This window comes from Ligilactobacillus sp. 110_WCHN (assembly GCF_030518115.1).
Classification (GTDB): Bacteria; Bacillota; Bacilli; order Lactobacillales; family Lactobacillaceae; genus Ligilactobacillus; species Ligilactobacillus aviarius_C.
Genome location: NZ_JAULLI010000006.1, coordinates 35,963 through 52,406, shown reverse-complemented (window position 1 = coordinate 52,406; position 16,444 = coordinate 35,963). Strand labels below are relative to the sequence as shown.

The 16,444-nt window shown below is 41.8% G+C and carries 17 protein-coding genes; 7 read left to right on the top strand and 10 right to left on the bottom strand.

Annotation, left to right across the window (positions count from 1 at the left end):
- The first annotated feature begins 25 nt into the window (after positions 1-25).
- Positions 26-904, top strand: a complete 879-nt coding sequence (locus Q3C15_RS03485; RefSeq protein WP_302704130.1) for a LysR family transcriptional regulator — start codon at positions 26-28, stop codon at positions 902-904.
- Here Q3C15_RS03485 and Q3C15_RS03480 read toward each other — a convergent pair.
- From Q3C15_RS03480 to Q3C15_RS03470, 3 genes are all read right to left on the bottom strand, one after another.
- Positions 901-2,235 carry a flavocytochrome c gene (locus Q3C15_RS03480; RefSeq protein WP_283573391.1) on the bottom strand — a complete coding sequence of 445 codons (1,335 nt, stop codon included), beginning with the start codon at positions 2,233-2,235 and terminating at the stop codon, positions 901-903. The two genes, Q3C15_RS03485 and Q3C15_RS03480, sit on opposite strands and share 4 nt — an antisense overlap.
- Before the next feature lie 75 nt (positions 2,236-2,310).
- Positions 2,311-2,742, bottom strand: a complete 432-nt coding sequence (locus Q3C15_RS03475) for a MarR family winged helix-turn-helix transcriptional regulator (RefSeq protein ID WP_064207968.1) — start codon at positions 2,740-2,742, stop codon at positions 2,311-2,313.
- A 224-nt stretch (positions 2,743-2,966) separates the two neighbouring features.
- Positions 2,967-3,395 carry a CopY/TcrY family copper transport repressor gene (locus Q3C15_RS03470; RefSeq protein WP_283573392.1) on the bottom strand — a complete coding sequence of 143 codons (429 nt, stop codon included), beginning with the start codon at positions 3,393-3,395 and terminating at the stop codon, positions 2,967-2,969.
- Between the two features lie 180 nt (positions 3,396-3,575).
- Between Q3C15_RS03470 and Q3C15_RS03465 the strand changes: the two genes are divergently transcribed.
- The 4 genes from Q3C15_RS03465 to Q3C15_RS03450 all read left to right on the top strand — a co-directional run bounded on the left by Q3C15_RS03465 (position 3,576) and on the right by Q3C15_RS03450 (position 8,552).
- The gene (locus tag Q3C15_RS03465) at positions 3,576-5,270 is read left to right on the top strand and encodes an oleate hydratase (protein ID WP_283601284.1); all 1,695 of its coding nucleotides are present in this window, start codon (positions 3,576-3,578) and stop codon (positions 5,268-5,270) included.
- 143 nt (positions 5,271-5,413) lie between these two features.
- Positions 5,414-6,031, top strand: a complete 618-nt coding sequence (locus Q3C15_RS03460) for a DedA family protein (protein ID WP_302704122.1) — start codon at positions 5,414-5,416, stop codon at positions 6,029-6,031.
- A complete protein-coding gene (locus Q3C15_RS03455; protein WP_283573395.1) occupies positions 6,028-6,300 on the top strand; it encodes a DUF454 family protein in 273 nt (90 codons plus the stop codon). The genes Q3C15_RS03460 and Q3C15_RS03455 overlap by 4 nt, the downstream gene beginning before the upstream one ends.
- A gap of 230 nt (positions 6,301-6,530) precedes the next feature.
- Positions 6,531-8,552: a KUP/HAK/KT family potassium transporter gene (locus tag Q3C15_RS03450; RefSeq protein WP_283573396.1), complete on the top strand. Its 2,022-nt coding sequence runs from the start codon at positions 6,531-6,533 to the stop codon at positions 8,550-8,552.
- A gap of 60 nt (positions 8,553-8,612) precedes the next feature.
- Here Q3C15_RS03450 and Q3C15_RS03445 read toward each other — a convergent pair whose 3' ends face one another.
- The 5 genes from Q3C15_RS03445 to Q3C15_RS03425 are packed head-to-tail and all read right to left on the bottom strand — an operon-like array spanning position 8,613 to position 12,799.
- Complete coding sequence (locus tag Q3C15_RS03445) at positions 8,613-9,314, bottom strand: zinc-ribbon domain-containing protein (RefSeq protein WP_302704112.1); 702 nt, start codon at positions 9,312-9,314, stop codon at positions 8,613-8,615.
- Between the two features lie 15 nt (positions 9,315-9,329).
- A complete protein-coding gene (locus Q3C15_RS03440; protein ID WP_302704110.1) occupies positions 9,330-10,211 on the bottom strand; it encodes a lysophospholipid acyltransferase family protein in 882 nt (293 codons plus the stop codon).
- Complete coding sequence (locus Q3C15_RS03435) at positions 10,205-11,173, bottom strand: glycosyltransferase family 8 protein (protein WP_302704108.1); 969 nt, start codon at positions 11,171-11,173, stop codon at positions 10,205-10,207. Before Q3C15_RS03435 ends, Q3C15_RS03440 begins: the two co-directional genes overlap by 7 nt.
- 14 nt (positions 11,174-11,187) lie before the next feature.
- Positions 11,188-12,015, bottom strand: a complete 828-nt coding sequence (locus Q3C15_RS03430; RefSeq protein ID WP_302704146.1) for a glycosyltransferase — start codon at positions 12,013-12,015, stop codon at positions 11,188-11,190.
- A gap of 10 nt (positions 12,016-12,025) precedes the next feature.
- Positions 12,026-12,799, bottom strand: a complete 774-nt coding sequence (locus tag Q3C15_RS03425; protein WP_283577286.1) for a 1-acyl-sn-glycerol-3-phosphate acyltransferase — start codon at positions 12,797-12,799, stop codon at positions 12,026-12,028.
- A 143-nt stretch (positions 12,800-12,942) separates the two neighbouring features.
- Between Q3C15_RS03425 and Q3C15_RS03420 the strand changes: the two genes are divergently transcribed.
- Positions 12,943-14,031 (top strand): DHHA1 domain-containing protein, encoded by a 1,089-nt coding sequence (locus Q3C15_RS03420; protein ID WP_204779395.1) that lies wholly within the window; start codon positions 12,943-12,945, stop codon positions 14,029-14,031.
- A gap of 12 nt (positions 14,032-14,043) precedes the next feature.
- On the top strand, positions 14,044-14,454 hold the full coding sequence (locus Q3C15_RS03415; protein ID WP_302704107.1) for a peptide deformylase: 411 nt from the start codon (positions 14,044-14,046) through the stop codon (positions 14,452-14,454).
- A 49-nt stretch (positions 14,455-14,503) separates the two neighbouring features.
- Here Q3C15_RS03415 and Q3C15_RS03410 read toward each other — a convergent pair whose 3' ends face one another.
- Positions 14,504-15,298, bottom strand: a complete 795-nt coding sequence (locus Q3C15_RS03410; protein WP_302704105.1) for a YibE/F family protein — start codon at positions 15,296-15,298, stop codon at positions 14,504-14,506.
- Positions 15,298-16,398 carry a YibE/F family protein gene (locus tag Q3C15_RS03405; protein WP_302704104.1) on the bottom strand — a complete coding sequence of 367 codons (1,101 nt, stop codon included), beginning with the start codon at positions 16,396-16,398 and terminating at the stop codon, positions 15,298-15,300. Before Q3C15_RS03405 ends, Q3C15_RS03410 begins: the two co-directional genes overlap by 1 nt.
- Positions 16,399-16,444: the final 46 nt, after the last annotated feature.

Here is a 16,444-nt window from a genome sequence, read left to right as displayed (position 1 = left end):
ATCATTGATACATCAGGTGATTAACGTGAACATCAAAGACATTGAATATTTTAACGAATTGATGACAACCAAAAATTTTTCAATTGTTGCCCAAAATTTTAATGTCAGCCAACCAACAATTACGATGGCGATCAAACGCTTGGAAGAGGAATTTAACACCAAATTCTTTATTCGCAATAAATCGCATAAAGAATTGATCGTAACTGATTCCGGAAAACAGTTTTATGAACACAGTAAGCAAATTATGCAAGAACTTAAAGTGGCTTCCAAAGAAATCCGGGACGCCGATGAACAAAAAATCGTTTTCGGCCTTCCGCCAATTATCGGAACATATTACTTTCCGCCAGTTACGCCTGAGCTGCTCCGCAACGGTCTGCTTGATGATCTTACAATCATCAGTCGCGGATCGAGTTTCTGCCGTAAAATGCTTTTAAATGGTGACCTTGATATTGCGTTGCTCGGATCAAACTATCCGTTAAAGGAACCCAACTTAATTACTGAAACTTTTGCCCGTTCGCCGTATAAGATCATCGTTGGCTATGATCATCCATGGGCTAATCGGCAATCTGTCAGTATTGAAGAACTTCGTGGTCAACGTTTTATTTCGCAAAACGAAAGTTTCGTTCAACACCGCGCATTAAAAAAAATGGCCCGGCTCGGCCATTTTCGATTGAATATTGTTTGTCAAACAGATAACGTTAACATTTTAAAAGCTCTTGTTGCCGAAAATATCGGCATCAGTCTTCAAACAGCCATCTCCATTAATCCGGACGATCATTTGCACGCAATCGATATTGAAGCGGAAGATTTTCCAACCTTTAACATGTCGATTGCTTATCATGCACGCCACTACTTAACTGATAAACAGCAAAAAGTACTTGATATTTTACGAAAATCAATTTAATCCTTGCTTGATTGAATTCCTGCTTGGCGACCAAAGACAATTGTTTCGGCAATCGAATTTCCGCCGACCCGATTATTTCCGTGTAACCCGCCAGCAACTTCCCCGGCAGCAAATAATCCTGGAATAATATTACCATTTTCATCTAAAACATGGGTTTCCTTATCAATGTGAATGCCGCCCATTGTATAGTGAACTGCCGGAGCAACATGAATTGCATAAAATGGTGCCGTATCAAGCGTGCGCATTCCTGTATGACGTCCAAATTGGGCGTCATTTTGTTTTTTAACCGCGGCATTCCATTCAGTAACCGTTTCACTAAGATGTTGCTGATCAAGGTTGATTTGACTAGCCAATTCAGCAAGCGTATCGGCCTGTTCAACCAATCCAACACTTTGATAGAATCCAAGGGCTTTAACTCGTTGGAAAACTTTCTGATCCAGAATCAAGTACGCATGGCCGGTCGGTTGGGCAATAATGGCATTTGAAACCTTTTTCCGCGTATCAAGTTCGTTAACAAATCGCTTACCGGCATTATTTACTAAAATTGCGCCTTCACCGCGCACCGTTTCTCCAATCAGATATGTGTGCGGATTATCTTGTTGAACGGTTGGATGAATTTGAACCAAATTAAGCTGAATCAACTGCGCACCAAGACTTTGGACCAGCCTTAAGCCGTCTCCCGTAGCGCCTTCCTGATTCGTTGTTTTAAAGTCCGCGTATTGCGGCGCATACCGCTTGATCAATTCTTTGGAAGCCCCGAATCCCCCGGTGGCGAGAATTACTTTGCGGCATTCAAGATGAATTTGAGTCTCATTTTGAATAACCGTTAATTGAAATCCCGTTGCGGTTCGTTGTAAATCCGTAACCTTACAATCCGTCCGAATTTCAATTCCAGCATTTTCAACCGCCGTGGCGAGTTTCTTTACAAGATAAGCCCCAATTGGTGAAGTATCCGTTGGCCGGTGAGTCCGCGCTAAACTCATTCCGCCTAAAGTCGTCAAATCGCCCAGATCAACATCATATTGTTTAAGCCATTCGATTGCTCCGTTGGTATGCGTTGTAAAATATTGCAATAACTGGGGATCATTCATTTTGCCGCCAGCCTGGAACGTTTCATTATAAAACTTTTCTGAACTATCAATGATTCCATTTTTAAGTTGCAAATCAGTTTCCGTTGCGTTCATTCCCGATGATGCCCGCATTGAATTACCGCCAATTCGTGGCATTTTCTCCAAAATCATTACCTTTTTGCCAATTTCATGAGCTTGCAATGCGGCAGTCAAACCGGCACAGCCGGCGCCAATTACGATCGTTTCAACCTGATTTTCCATTTCAATTCCTCCTCAAAATTAAATAAAACAAAACGGCAATAGAACTGTCACTAAGACAGCTCCATTGCCGTTATCTTAATTTTCATTATTTTCGTCGATCACATCAAGTGCGCGTTCAAGCACCCGTTTAAAAATCGCCAAATCTGAAGGTGAAACCTTCTTTTCAAGGCCATCTTGCAGCCGTTGCCAAAATTCAGTATTGTTATCCATCATTTCGACATACTTCTTTGTAACTGTAAGGTGATATACTCGCCGATCTTGTTGGTCAACCTTCTTTTCGATCAAGCCAAGCCGCATTAATTTCTTAATGTGGTAGTTTGTATTGGGAGTTGACTGATTCAACATCCTTGAAACTGCGCCAATCGTCGTGTTATTGGCTTGATTGATGGCTTCAAGGTAGTACATATCAATTGCGCCCAACTTTTCAAACTCTTTGTATTGGTTTAAGTGATTATGAAGTTGAACCTTTTGCAACAGATCGATCATTGTCTTTTGCATTGATAACATAATTTAACACTTCCCACCTATTCTTATTCTCTCTTAAGTAACCATTATACTTCGAGGCCTCGTCCTTTGTAAACAGCGACTCCCTGCCGAGATTGATCAAAGTTACTTAAGTCTATGAAACGTTTTGCTTAACTCAATAAACCTAACTGCAAAATTCATGACAGCCAACCCTAACCCTTGACATCATCAACCTTGCCGTTAACTAACTACTCGCTTCCTTTCACTTATTCCTTCCACTGGGAACATGATAAACAATTACACTCCAATTTAGTTGGTGCATTCCTTAACTTCATTTTTAGTGTTTCCTGCAAACGCAAAATGTCATCTTGTGTCAGCGGAACCTCCTTAATCACTTCATCAAGGGTCCTACCCACGTGCATCTGACAGATCTTCCCCACAGAATCCATCAATTGATGTTCGATTGTCTCCTGCTCAGGGACATTCGGATAATACGTGAATGCTCGTCCATTCTTTTCAATCCGGACAATCTTTTTATCTGCAAGCCGGCGCAGCAAAGTTTTAACGGTTGCTGGCTTCCACTGAAATTTTGCAGAAAGCAATTCGGTCAATTGGCGGCTAGTTGCACTTTTTAACGTCCATAATAGTCGCATAATCTCCCATTCAGCATTACTAATTTCAACTTTCGCTGGCATGCTTAACTACCCTTCTTTGTCCTAGCTTTTTTATCTTAAATTTTACAATATAAGTCAACGGTTTGTAAACGATAACGTTCGCCAATTTTAAAGATTCTTAAGGCTTAAAATCAACCAAAATTGATCTAACATAGTATAATATAAATGTAATCGTTAACAACATTTTTGGGAGGGATTAATATGATCAAAAGCAAAGCTGTAATGATCGGTGCTGGAATTGCCAATATGGCTGCAGCAGTCTACTTAATTCAAGAAGGCCACTGGAACCCAGAAGACATTACGTTCTACGCACTCGATAAACACGGTTCAAATGACGGTTCAACCGCATCAGAAGCCGCAACTGAATATTGGAATAAAAACCATCCAATGGAAAACACGAAAGGATTTATTGCACGGGGCGGTCGGATGTTAAACTACCGGACATACGTCGATTTGATGGATCTGCTTGACCGGATTCCATCAGTTACGGAACCCGGAATGACTGCCGCTGAAGATACCCGTGACTTTGATGCTAAGCACCGGACATACGATGTTGCTCGGCTTCTTCAAGGCGGCAAAGGCATCGTTGATGGTCACAAATTAGGATTGAACAATACTGACCGGTTATTACTGACCAAATTGATCTTGATGCGCGATGATGAAGAAACGAAACTCGATAACGTTTCAATTGCAGAATACTTCAAGGATGATCCTCACATTTTCCAAACCAACTTCTGGTACATGTGGGAAACAACCTTTGCATTCCGGACCCAATCATCTGCTCAAGAATTACGGCGTTATATGCACCAAATGATTTACGAATTTACCCAAATCGAACACCTCGTAGGGGTCAACCGGACACGGTACAACCAGTTTGAAAGTATCATGCTTCCATTGATCAAATACCTTGAAGGTGCAGGATGCAAATTCGTAATGAACCGGCGGGTAACGGCCTTTGAATTTAAGGACACCAAAATGCAAGATGAAATTACGGTTACCGGATTGAAGATGTTAAATACTGACAGCGGCCTTGAAGAACACGTTGCCATTGATGATGAAACGGCCGTCTTCTTTACCAACGGTTCAATTACTGATTCCGCAACGTTGGGCGACTATAATACACCTGCCCCTGAAAACCCAGATTACGGTGCCGCTTCATCGCTTTGGAAACAAGCAACTGAACACTTCTATAACCTTGGGAATCCAGATAAATTCTTTGCTGACCGGGATGCATCCGAATGGGTAAGTTTTACATTAACAACTAAAGACCACACGTTGATCAACGAAATTAACCGGATCACGAACCAGGTTCCTGGAAATGCGTTGAATTCATTTATTTCAACTGAACCAATTACGCCATTAGGTCAAAAAGACGTTAACATGTCGATCGTTGTGCACCACCAACCGCACTTCACGACGCAAAAGCCAAATGAAACGGTTATTTGGGGTTACTTCTTGTACCCACGGCGCGAAGGTGAATTCGTTCACAAGCAATACATCAAGATGACCGGGAAGGAAATGCTTGAAGAATTACTTGGTCAACTTTCAAAAGTCGATCCTGGTCCAACAAACATCATGAAGAAGAAGGATCAAATTCTCGGAAGTGTTATCAATTGTATCCCAGTATACATGCCATACGCTTCCGCCCTCTTCAACAACCGGGCAAAGGCTGACCGGCCAAAGGTAATTCCAGACTTTTCAACGAACCTGGCATTTACCGGTGAGTTTGTTGAACAACCATATCAAATGATTTTCACCGAAGAAAGTGCCGTTCGGTCTGGTGAAATTGCCGCCTTCCACTTTGCCGGTGTTCCGGACTCGAAACTTGTTAAGACTCCACGGTATGACCATGATCCGGTAACTTTGATGAAGGCTGCAAAGCGAATGTTTGATTAATTGAAAATCTGATTATGTAAAAATCGGCTGCGCCAAATGGGACGCAGCCGATTTTTTACTTTTTTATTAAGTCCAATCATTCCCCTCGCTTTTTACCGTCAATTCAGGTAAACTGTCATTACTTAAATCGCGAAAGGATTTTTATGAACACAACAATTATTGATTTTATTAGCAATTATGGCTATCTAGCTGTCGCAATTTTAATTGCCGTTGAAAATATTTTTCCGCCGATTCCATCTGAAATTATTTTAACTTTCAGTGGATTTTTATCCCTTTCAGCTCATCTGAATGTGGGCGGACTGATCATTGCATCAACAATCGGAGCGTTAGTAGGTGCAATCGCCCTTTACCTTTTAGGCAAGCTGATCTCGTTTGAAAAACTTGAACGTTTGATCACGGGTAAATGGGGGAAAATTCTTCACTTTAAAATGGAGCACCTTGAAAAAGCCCAGCGGTTCTTCGAACGGCACGGAAGTTCCACTGCTTTTTGGGGAAGGTTTCTTCCCGTTGTTCGCAGCTTAATCTCTGTTCCTGCTGGAATGGCTGAATTTCCAATTAAACGCTTTTTAATTTTTACTGCCGGCGGTTCGTTGATCTGGAACGCCGTTCTGATCGTCGTCGGTCGCTTGGCCGGAGCATCCTGGGAACGTTTCTCCGTTTTAATTGAAAAATATAGTTTTGTTCTTCTTGCCGTTGTAATTCTAATCGGCGGAAGCGGATATTTGATCTATCGCATAAAAATGAAAAGGAGCACGAAATGACAACATACGCAAAGAAAACCTGCTGGTTAATTGGAGCCATTTTCTTCTTTATTTTAGGAGTTATTGGAATTATCCTACCAGTCATTCCGCAAATTCCATTTTTGATCATCGCCTTTTTCTGTTTATCAAAAGGCGCGCCGAAAGTTCATCATTGGATTCGGACCCGGAATTTTTATCGGAAATACGTTTTAAAGTTTGAACGTAAATGCACTCAAGTGGCGGTGCAGCACCCTTTTTTACAACGAATTGCGCGCCATTTTCATCATTAATCGCTTTAACTTCAACTAAGATTGTGACATCGGTCGCAATCTTTTTGCATTATTTAACCATGATTAATTTGCGAATTATTTTTTACATTACAAGAAAATGACAATTCGTAAAAAACACCGAAATAGTTTTCAAAAATGGTATTATATTCGTTATAATACCTTTTGTTTAATTAATTTAAATATAAGTAATTAATGCAATTATTCTTTTACCCATAAGGAGGAAAACAACTTTGTTAAAGAAATATGGCAAAGAATACTTCTTAGGAGCGATTATTACCTTAGGAATCGTTTATGGCGATATCGGAACTTCCCCGTTATATGTTATGAACGCTTTGATTGGTGATCAGGGCGGTGTTTCCCGGGTAACTCCTAACTATATTATTGGCTGTTTGTCATTAATTTTTTGGACATTAATGATCATCACGACGATCAAATACGTTGTAATTGCCATGCGCGCTGATAACCACGGCGAAGGCGGAATTTTTGCCCTTTACGCATTGGTTAAAAAGCGAGCAAAATGGTTGATCATTCCGGCGTTGATCGGTGGGGCGGCAATTCTTGCAGACGGAACATTGACCCCCGCTGTTACGGTCACAACGGCAATTGAAGGGTTAAAGGGATTCAAGTTTGGCAATCTCATTCCGGTTTCGAATCAAAATGACGTCGTCTTCATCACGATTGCCATCTTGCTGGTCCTGTTCCTTGTCCAGCGACTAGGGACCAGCTCGATTGGGAAAACTTTCGGGGTCGTCATGGTCTTTTGGTTCGGCTTTTTGGCCGTTTTCGGGTTTGCCAACATGTGCAAAGACTTAACCGTTTTACGCGCATTGAATCCAATTTACGGCTTGCAAGTTCTTTTCAGTCCGCATAACAAAATGGGAATCTTTATTTTAGGCAGTATTTTCCTGGCAACGACTGGGGCTGAAGCCTTGTATTCTGACATGGGACACGTTGGCCGGCGAAACATCTACATTACCTGGCCATTCGTTTACCTGTCATTGATTTTGAACTACTTTGGTCAAGGGGCTTGGATCATTCACCAAATCAAACACCAAACCGTAACGTCAAACATCAATCCGTTTTACGATATGCTTCCGCACTCGGTTTACCTTATCGGCGTCATCATTGCAACTTTGGCTGCGATCATCGCTTCTCAAGCTTTGATCACCGGGTCATACACCTTAGTTGAAGAAGCAATCGGATTGAAGATCTTACCACGATTAAAGGTTTACCATCCAAACGTGTTAAAGGGTCAGATCTACATCGGAGTTGTTAACTGGATTCTGTGTGCGATCACTTTAAGCGTTGTCTTCTTCTTCAGAACATCTGGACACATGGAAGCCGCTTATGGACTGGCAATCACGTTGACAATGCTGATGACGACATTCCTGCTATTCGAATACATTCGCGGCCGGTGGTCAACGCCACTTGCGCTAACGTGTCTGCTGTTCTTTGGCACGATTGAAACGATCTTCTTCATTTCAAGTTTAGTTAAGTTCGTTCATGGTGGTTACGTTACAGCATTAATTACCGCTGTTTTGATCTTTATCATGGTAATTTGGTACTACGGTAATCGCGTTCGGGACGATTTAATGGACGCCACCGAAGAAGTTTGCTTGGACGATTACGTTGACCAATTAGTTGCCCTTTCACAAGACGAAAGTATTCCATTGTACATGAGCAACTTGGTCATGTTAGCCAAGGTTAAACCTAACCACAAAGTTAAACGGGAAATTCTATATTCAATTTTGGATAAACAGCCTAAACGGGCGAAGGTTTACTGGTTCGTAACCGTCAACACGACCAACGAACCGTATACAAACTACTACACCGTTGATATGATGGGAACCCGGAACGTTGTTAACTTGCAGCTTTACCTTGGGTTCAAGTCAAATCACAGTTTGAACCTTTACTTACGGCAAATCGTTAATGACTTGATGGATCAAGGAGTCATTGATGAACAACCGCAAGAATACACCACCACCCCTGGACGGAAAGTCGGCGACTTTGTCTTTGTCTTGATTCGGGAATTACTTTCACCGAACACCAACCTTTCACCATGGAAACGATTCTTGATTTCATCACGGATCTGGTTACAGAACCATTCAACCAGTCCGGTTCAATGGTTTGGGCTTGAATTTAGTGACGTGAAGGTCGAACGGGTTCCGCTTTACTTAAAGAAGCGGCAAATGCCGTTTGTTAACCAGCAAAAGATCATTAATGCCGAACTTCCAGATGAATCTGAAGAATAATTGTTTAAATGAATAATAAAAAAGCTTGCCAATATGGCAAGCTTTTTTTGATTACTAAAATTACGGTTCCTGATAATTTTGTGCAATCGTATTCCAATTGTCGCTTCCAGGAGTTCCCTGTTGCAAGTATCCTTGAGCGTTGATTCGATACCACCCAATTGTCGGCGTGGATTCCGGATAAGCATGAATACTCTTCATGAATGCACTTTGGTGATTTTCTTGAACTTGAATCTCAACGCATCCCTGATCATCGGTACTTTGATTAAAAATAAATGCGTCCTGATCTGCCGGCGTCAACGGCGGTTCATCCGTATTATTTTTATTCCAGTCCGCCATGATATTTGCATACACCCACTTATTAACTTGTTGGGTCGTCAAATTCTTGGTATTGACATCCGGCATGATTTGAATTGCCGTTTGTCTCCCTGAACTAGCACTTGCAGCTGTCGAAGAAGTAGCCGTTGTTGCCGGGGCTTTTTTAGCAACTGAAGAAGCCCTTTTCTCCGTCTTAGGCGAAGTTGAAGCCGGCGACTTAGATGAATGCTTTCCCGTCGCTTGAGCAATTCCAAAAAGCACAAGAATTAAAATTAAAATAATTGCAATCACAAGATAAATTACTTTGCGCTTTCGTTTACTATTCTTCTCCTTAGCGGCCTCCCGTGTCATCGGTTGATTTTCATCAGCTGTTAACTTTGCCCCGCACTGTTTGCAAAACTGATTATGCGGTTGATTTTCAAATCCACACTGCGGACATTTTTTCATTGATCCAATACTCCTTTATTTTTTATCTTGAGGTCCAACCCATCCGGCGATATCTTCCGGATGAAAATCATACGTCAATTTCTTTCCGTATGCCGCTTCATACGCTGTTTTCTTTTGCTCATAGTCCTTTTCCATCATCCACATACTGTTCTCGCGGGCTGATTTATGCGGATCAGGGTAAATTATCGGCAAAATGTGTAACGTCGCTTTGACGCGGTGAATTTGCCCCTTCGCGTTGGGTTCAAAACTTTCAAGATCATGCAGCTCAACGAAGCATGAGATGATCGGCGCGCCAGCTTGGGCCGCATAATAATATGTTCCCCGCTTAAACGGTCGCGGTTTCCGGTAATTAAACCACATTTCTTCTTCAGGATAGATCAAAATGTAGTTTCCAGCATCAATCGTTTGTTTGATCAATTTCGGAAAGGTTCGGCCCAAATATTCGATACTGGTATTTAACGGAATGATATCAACGTTATTTAAAAGGAATCCAACAAGTCCTTTCATTCCAAAATTAGTATCCTGACTAACGATATATAACCGCTTATGAAGCTTTTCCGTCATTTTGCGGATAATCGTATTTTCCAGCGGATTAAAGTGGTTACTGGTGATCACCGCTCCTTTATGAGGATCTAAGCCCTTGAGGTTTTCCCAGCCGACAATCTCTGTTTTTGTATTTTCTGCCCAGGTAACTGCCCGGTAAATTGTTCGTGCAACAACATTTTCTGCTTTCCCAAATAAAGTTTTGCGGCGGTCAAAGTACTGACTGATCAGCTCCAACCGCTCCTTATTTGATAACTGCGGATCGTCAACTTCAACCTTTTTATTGAAGTTTCCATCCTTAATATTCTGCTTAATATTCGCGATCACTTGATCTCGATTCGGAAAAATTAACATAACTTAATTCGTTCTCCTTGTGCAATAACCTTTTTAAATGTCCCTTCCGTTGCCGGCAATGCCGCTGCCCGTTCCATCAGCTTATCAAGTTTTTCAACTTCACCGCGCCGTTGTTCGTCCGTAAAGTTGTCCTTTTCAGCATGGATTTCTTGGGCGTAAGGCGTTGCATCCGCATATTCCCAGAAATAATTTTCATACATTACATTATCAAAATGCCATGGTTTATAAAACAAATTATAGTGGACCAATTGGGGAGCTGTCAGTTTTTCAGCATCATATTGATGATCTTTTGGCATTGCATTCCAAGTTTCATCAAGATATAAAATGCGGTCGCGACATATCATATTCAAGTAATCCTGATCGGGTGCAATGCAGGCAAAATAGTGCTTATTCATTACATTGAGAAAGTGTTCCGTAAAGTGTTCTTCGCGAAAGGTTTTCATATTGAGCAGCAAAACCCCAGAATTAATATACGTCTTATACGGAATTCCAAGGGCGCCTTCAATGTATTTGATCATTCCCGGAACATGCCAAATTGAATGATCCGGCGCAGCCCCAATCAAATTATTTCCAAGGTCGATCCGATATAAATCAGCCAAATTACCGGGAACGACCGCATCACAGTCAAGGTAAATTGCCTTATCATATTCCGGAAATTCATCGGCTAAGAACAGACGATAAAAAATCGATAATGTAAAGAAATCAAGCCGTAAATAATTTTCTTCGCGGTTAGCAATGCGACTCAGATCGGCCTTTAAGAAATGCGTTTCAACCTCAACGTTAGCAGTCGCCATTTCTTTAAGCTTTTGCTGATTTTCATCACTTAAACCGCGATGAATGATCCAGATTTTATAATGGTCTTGGGGCGCTGCATTTTCAATGATCGACCGGATCATTACACTCGTATACTTCGCAAACCCATCATCAATGGTTAAAAATACCGGAATAACTTCATTCTTCATTTTTATTCGCCTTCTTATTTTGCCAAATTCGGGACTAATTGTTGGTACTCATTTAAAATATCATCATATTCATGAATTCCAAGAACATCATGAACTTGCTGAACTTCCCACGGTTTGATCGTTTGGATCTTGAATAGCGGGAAAAACTTAAAACTCGTTGTAAAGTGCTGAAAAACGGTATCGTCATATAATTGGTGCTGTTCGTTATACTTTCGTGGGACGATCCGTTTCGCCTGGGCGAGCTTATTGAGAGCTGACTGATCCGGCATAAACATCCAGCGCTTCACACACCTTTCCCGCGCCCGCTCAAACAATTTGGTTTGTTTGATTTTTTCCATATTTAACAAGAGCACCCCGGAATTGATGTAATCCAAGTGCGTTAAACTATGATGGAAAAACCAGCGGCCATAATAATCTAACACCCCGACAAGTTCAACGTCAGTAATATCTTGATGATAAAATTCACGCGGATCTTGACGACAGACCACATCACTATCAAGATAAAGTAACTTTGCGGGTAAATCAGGAAGCTGATCGGCAAAAAGTCGCAGCATCGCGTAGGGGGTAAAACGCGTCCCCATATTCTTTTGGGGAATTTGGCGCTTAAACAAGGCGGTACAATCATACTTTTTCACAAAACTATTTCGGTTAGTCCGTTGCACCAATTGATTCAAAAATGAAATCGTCTGATCAGGAATGGCATGATAGTCTTTTTGGGCAGTATGAAGCTCCATCGTCATAACATAAATATGAAGTTCATCTGATCCATGTTTCAGCAGTGATAAAATTGAAATCAGTAATCCATCTTGAATATTTTGATCACCGCAATATAGAAGATTCATGCCGTTAATTTCACTTTTCCTTTCGTTTGACATACTTGATATATTCAACGTTGCTTAATGCTGCCCGCCTCTCCATTTGTTCCTTAACATCTTGCATTAATTTTTGCTGCCGTTTCTTTCGGGGAAGCGTCGAATCAGGATAAAACGGACCATCAAAATACGTAACCATTTGCGGGCGTTTTCCCCATTTAGCCTTTTGATAAGTGTTTGTCATTACAAAAGCCGGCGCATTCGTTGTGATCGGAAAATGGAAAGCAGCTTCTGAAAACGGCCGAACTCCCGTGTAATACGGCCACACATGGGCTTCGGGATAGACCGTTACAAAATCGCCGTGTTTAATATGATAATCAACCGCCTTAATTAAAGAAGGCAATCGATGAATATCTGACGGAATCGGCATTGCCCCGCCATAAGGAAGCAACGGTCCGATGATTGGCATCCCCAAATTAGCTTGGGCACAAATTACATAGTACTTACGGGCTCCTCCTGCAAGCATTGGCAAAAAAACATCCCCCACCGGCTGCGTATGGTTGGCATAAATAAAATATCCCTGGCCGCAATATGGTTTGAGAACATCCAAGTTCGCAAACCGTTGCCTTAAAACCAGCTTGTTAAAGCCGTATCCAAAGGCCTTGGCCCCGGCTGATATCACGGTCGCTAAAAAATTAAATTGCCAATCAGTTCGAATCCACTTAAAGTTGTCTTTAAGCTGATAGTTCTGGTCGGCAGTTTCAACCAAGTCTTCATCAAACCTAGTAAAATATTGAATCTTGTTTTTTGCCAAAATCCGATCCCGTCCTTAATTTCAGACTATTCCTCTTTTAAGTATGATACCCAAATTAGCAATCATCGTCAAACTGACGGGCTTTGATATGCTATAATTAGCTTGATTTTAGATTCAGAAAATTAGAAATACGAGGAACAAGATTGAAAAAACAACAGTACATTAAATTAATTTCACATAACGACTTAGACGGTTTTGGCGCTCCCCTTCTTTTGGAGGCCTTACAACCTGAGTTATTCAGTAACGTGACGTTTGATTTAACAACGTGTTCGGCTGGCCGGCTTGACCAGGAACTTGAACGTTTCTTCCGCCAACCCGATGTTCAAAAGTACAGCGACATCTACATTATGGATATGACGCCTGACAGCGACTATTCATTCCAACAACTTGAACAACATTTTGCAAACCACTGGCTGATTTTTGATCACCATGAAAGCGAAGAAGAACTGCGCCAAAAGTACGCGGCCAATTGCATTTCACCCGCCAACCCAGAAATCAATCCCAGTGCTGTGAGTCTTGTTTGGGACTGGGTCAGCAGGCAGGTTAACTTTGCCAACGTTCCGACTGCCCGCCAACAAGAACTGCAAGAAATCGTCGAGCTAATTCGCGCATACGACACCTGGGACTGGCAAAATGACCCAAACATGAGTAACGAGGAACGCAAAGCAGCTGACGAATTAAACCAGCTTTTTTGGTTTTATCCATTAAGCCAATCTGAATCCTTTGTAACGAAAGTTTATCAAACAGGATGGAAACAATACCATGACCAAAATACGTTATTGATCAATACGTTAAACGGCCGGCGGCAACGCTACCTTGACAAGCACCTTAAAAATGTTGTTGAGTTCACCGTCGACGGTCACTCATTCGGCGTTGTTTATGCCAGTGATTTCAAATCTGAAATTGCCCACGCCCTGCTTCAACGGCACGATGTCGAAGCAGCATTGGTGATCGACGCGCACAGCGTTTCGCTTCGAAGCAACGGTCAACTGGATGTTGCTGAATTTGCTGCTGAATACTTTAACGGCGGCGGCCATGCTGATTCAGCAGGCGGCGTTTTACCGCTTAATCCAATCGAAGAAGCCGAAAAGAAAATCGTGGAAGCCGTCAAACAACAAGCACAAGTCAATGCTGAAACGCAAACTCAGGCTGACGAAAATCTCGGCAACCTCGCCGATTCAATTTCCGAAGAAGCGGCCGCTAAACTTGCTGCCCTTTTCAAAGATAAATAAGAGGAAAATAGCATGATCAAAGAAATTATCCATGACGTTCATTTTTTATCACAAAAATCAACGCCGGCAACTTCAGCTGACATCCAAGCAGTTCGAGACTTAAAAGCAACGTTTATTACCAATTCTGACCGGGCTGCCGGGTTAGCTGCCAATATGATTGGCATCCATAAACGGATTATTGTGTTCGGCCTTGGAAAGCTTCCCGTAATGATGATCAATCCCGAAATCGTTGCGCAAAATACCCCGTATCAAACAACTGAAGGATGTTTATCGCTTGATGGCGTTCGACCAACGCAACGATTCAAGCACATCACGGTTAAATTTCAAAATGAACAGTTCCAATGGCAAACCCAAGATTTCACCGATTTGATCGCTGAAGTTATTCAGCATGAGATCGATCATTGTAATGGAATTTTGATTTAAGAAATAGGCTGCAGCCCTTCAAGGACCGCAGCCTATTTCTTATCTTAGATTAATCTTCTGTTTTTTCCTTCACTTTATTTGTTGCTTCCGCTTTTTGCTGTTTTTCAAGCCGGTGAGCCATCAAGAACGTGGTGATCATGATGACACAAATGACCGCAACGGCTGAATACAGCACGAGCATACATTCGGAAACAAAAATTTTGGCGTTGATGCAGTATCCAATTCCAGCATGGACCTTCGCCAGCAGAACAAATAACGCCAAGTCACTTCCAAACATTCCGAAGAACAACGTATTAAAGGTCATCCCCATGATTTGCGAGCCGATGTTGCTTCCGCTTTGATAAAGCTTTTTCTTGGTAATATCAGGGTTTTGATCGATAATTTCTTGCAACCCGCTTGAAATGGCGATCGCCGCTTCTGAAATTGCGCCCAGCGTACTTAAAATCGCCGTTGAGATCGCCAACTTTTCAAAGTTGATTCCAATCAACAAGTTGAACGCTTCGATTTCATCTGACTGTTCCGTTGAAAAGCCTTTGATCTGCGCCCAGTGATCCATTGGAACGATCATGATGATCATGACGACCAAAATAATGATCGTGGCTTCAAACGCAATGTTGGTTGAGCGATCATCGCTGTTTCCCATATAAATGGTCGTTGCTAAAATGCAGATTCCCGCAAACAACGAAACTAACAACGGGGGAAAGCCGCTTGAAATTAAAATAACGGTTACGAATAAAATTCCGAAGTTCAGCAAAACGCTAAAGAACGATGACGTTCCCTGCTTTCCGCCAAAAATCATCATCAAAACAGCTAAGACGATCGTTAATGCTAAAATTGACGGCATTAGTCAGCCCTCCTTCCGCTTAAGAAACGCGAACAGAGGAAACTTGCAGTCGGAATCACTAATGTAATTCCAATCCCACTGATCAGTGCTTGAGCAACCCCAAGGCCCATTGCCCACGCGAAGGTATACCCGTAAGTATTTCCTGTTCTGAAGTAGAGAACAGCAATTGCAAATGTTTCAGCAAAGAAGATCATTAACAGAACGTTGATAAGCGGTCCCATGATTGCATGGCCAACTCCTTGTCCTGATTTAAACAACTGCTTGGCTGAAATTTCCGGTTGCGTCCGTTTGAGCTCAAACAATGTTGAAACAATATCGGTCGATGCATCCAAAACTGCCCCTAACAGTCCAATGATCGTTGCCGACAAGAAAAGCTGTTCTGGTTGCTGGGTCGCGTAATCAAGCGCTTCATAATGGATTCCATTATTTCCTGTTAAATTCAGAATCCCGACTCCGATCGCCATTGCCATCGTCGTTCCAATTACAATTGACAGGAATGAAACCAGCGTTTGCTTATTCCACCCGATAACAAGAATCAGTGATAACCCTGTAAATAATACCGCACTGATTGCAAACAACCAGAAGAAATTCGTAAAGTCAAAATCAACGTCCATCTGAACGAAAATTAAGAAGATCACAAAGTTAATTGCCACACTTAACAATGCCCTTAATCCTTTTGCATGCATTGTGAGGTAAAGTAATCCAACGACTAACCAAAGCATCATTACTAGATATGTATCCCGCTTATAGTGCGAAATGACCGCGGTCAGTTTACCGCCATCATGGTGCAGCTTCAAGAAGACCTGTTGTCCCTTAAAGTATTCCTGATCATAAGCGCCTGACTTGGAGAATTGATTCTTCAAGTGGATGATTTCGCCTTTGCGCGAACCATTAATGATTTTAAGCGTTAATGACTGCTCGGTTGTTTCGTCTTTATTTTCGTATGCGTCTTCGGTTTGAACCGGCTTGGCATTTTCAACCTTAATGACCCGTCCAATATCTTGTTTGTACAAAAACGCATCATGCGAAGTGAAGAAGTAAAGTACTAATCCACTTAACAAAAGAACAATTACCTCAATCAATGTTCTTTTTTTACTCATAAATATCACCTCGATGACAACCTCTAAGATAGCATTCATTTAAATA

Excerpts from the sequence above, each read along its gene's own strand:
- Q3C15_RS03455 (WP_283573395.1), top strand. The coding sequence starts at position 6,028 with ATGACAACATACGCAAAGAAAACCTGCTGGTTAATTGGAGCCATTTTC.
- Q3C15_RS03460 (WP_302704122.1), top strand. The coding sequence starts at position 5,414 with ATGAACACAACAATTATTGATTTTATTAGCAATTATGGCTATCTAGCT.
- Q3C15_RS03430 (WP_302704146.1), bottom strand. The coding sequence starts at position 12,015 with ATGAATCTTCTATATTGCGGTGATCAAAATATTCAAGATGGATTACTG.
- Q3C15_RS03465 (WP_283601284.1), top strand. The coding sequence starts at position 3,576 with ATGATCAAAAGCAAAGCTGTAATGATCGGTGCTGGAATTGCCAATATG.
- Q3C15_RS03405 (WP_302704104.1), bottom strand. The coding sequence starts at position 16,398 with ATGAGTAAAAAAAGAACATTGATTGAGGTAATTGTTCTTTTGTTAAGT.
- Q3C15_RS03435 (WP_302704108.1), bottom strand. The coding sequence starts at position 11,173 with ATGAAGAATGAAGTTATTCCGGTATTTTTAACCATTGATGATGGGTTT.
- Q3C15_RS03410 (WP_302704105.1), bottom strand. The coding sequence starts at position 15,298 with ATGCCGTCAATTTTAGCATTAACGATCGTCTTAGCTGTTTTGATGATG.
- Q3C15_RS03475 (WP_064207968.1), bottom strand. The coding sequence starts at position 2,742 with ATGTTATCAATGCAAAAGACAATGATCGATCTGTTGCAAAAGGTTCAA.
- Q3C15_RS03470 (WP_283573392.1), bottom strand. The coding sequence starts at position 3,395 with ATGCCAGCGAAAGTTGAAATTAGTAATGCTGAATGGGAGATTATGCGA.
- Q3C15_RS03480 (WP_283573391.1), bottom strand. The coding sequence starts at position 2,235 with ATGGAAAATCAGGTTGAAACGATCGTAATTGGCGCCGGCTGTGCCGGT.
- Q3C15_RS03445 (WP_302704112.1), bottom strand. The coding sequence starts at position 9,314 with ATGAAAAAATGTCCGCAGTGTGGATTTGAAAATCAACCGCATAATCAG.
- Q3C15_RS03415 (WP_302704107.1), top strand. The coding sequence starts at position 14,044 with ATGATCAAAGAAATTATCCATGACGTTCATTTTTTATCACAAAAATCA.
- Q3C15_RS03440 (WP_302704110.1), bottom strand. The coding sequence starts at position 10,211 with ATGTTAATTTTTCCGAATCGAGATCAAGTGATCGCGAATATTAAGCAG.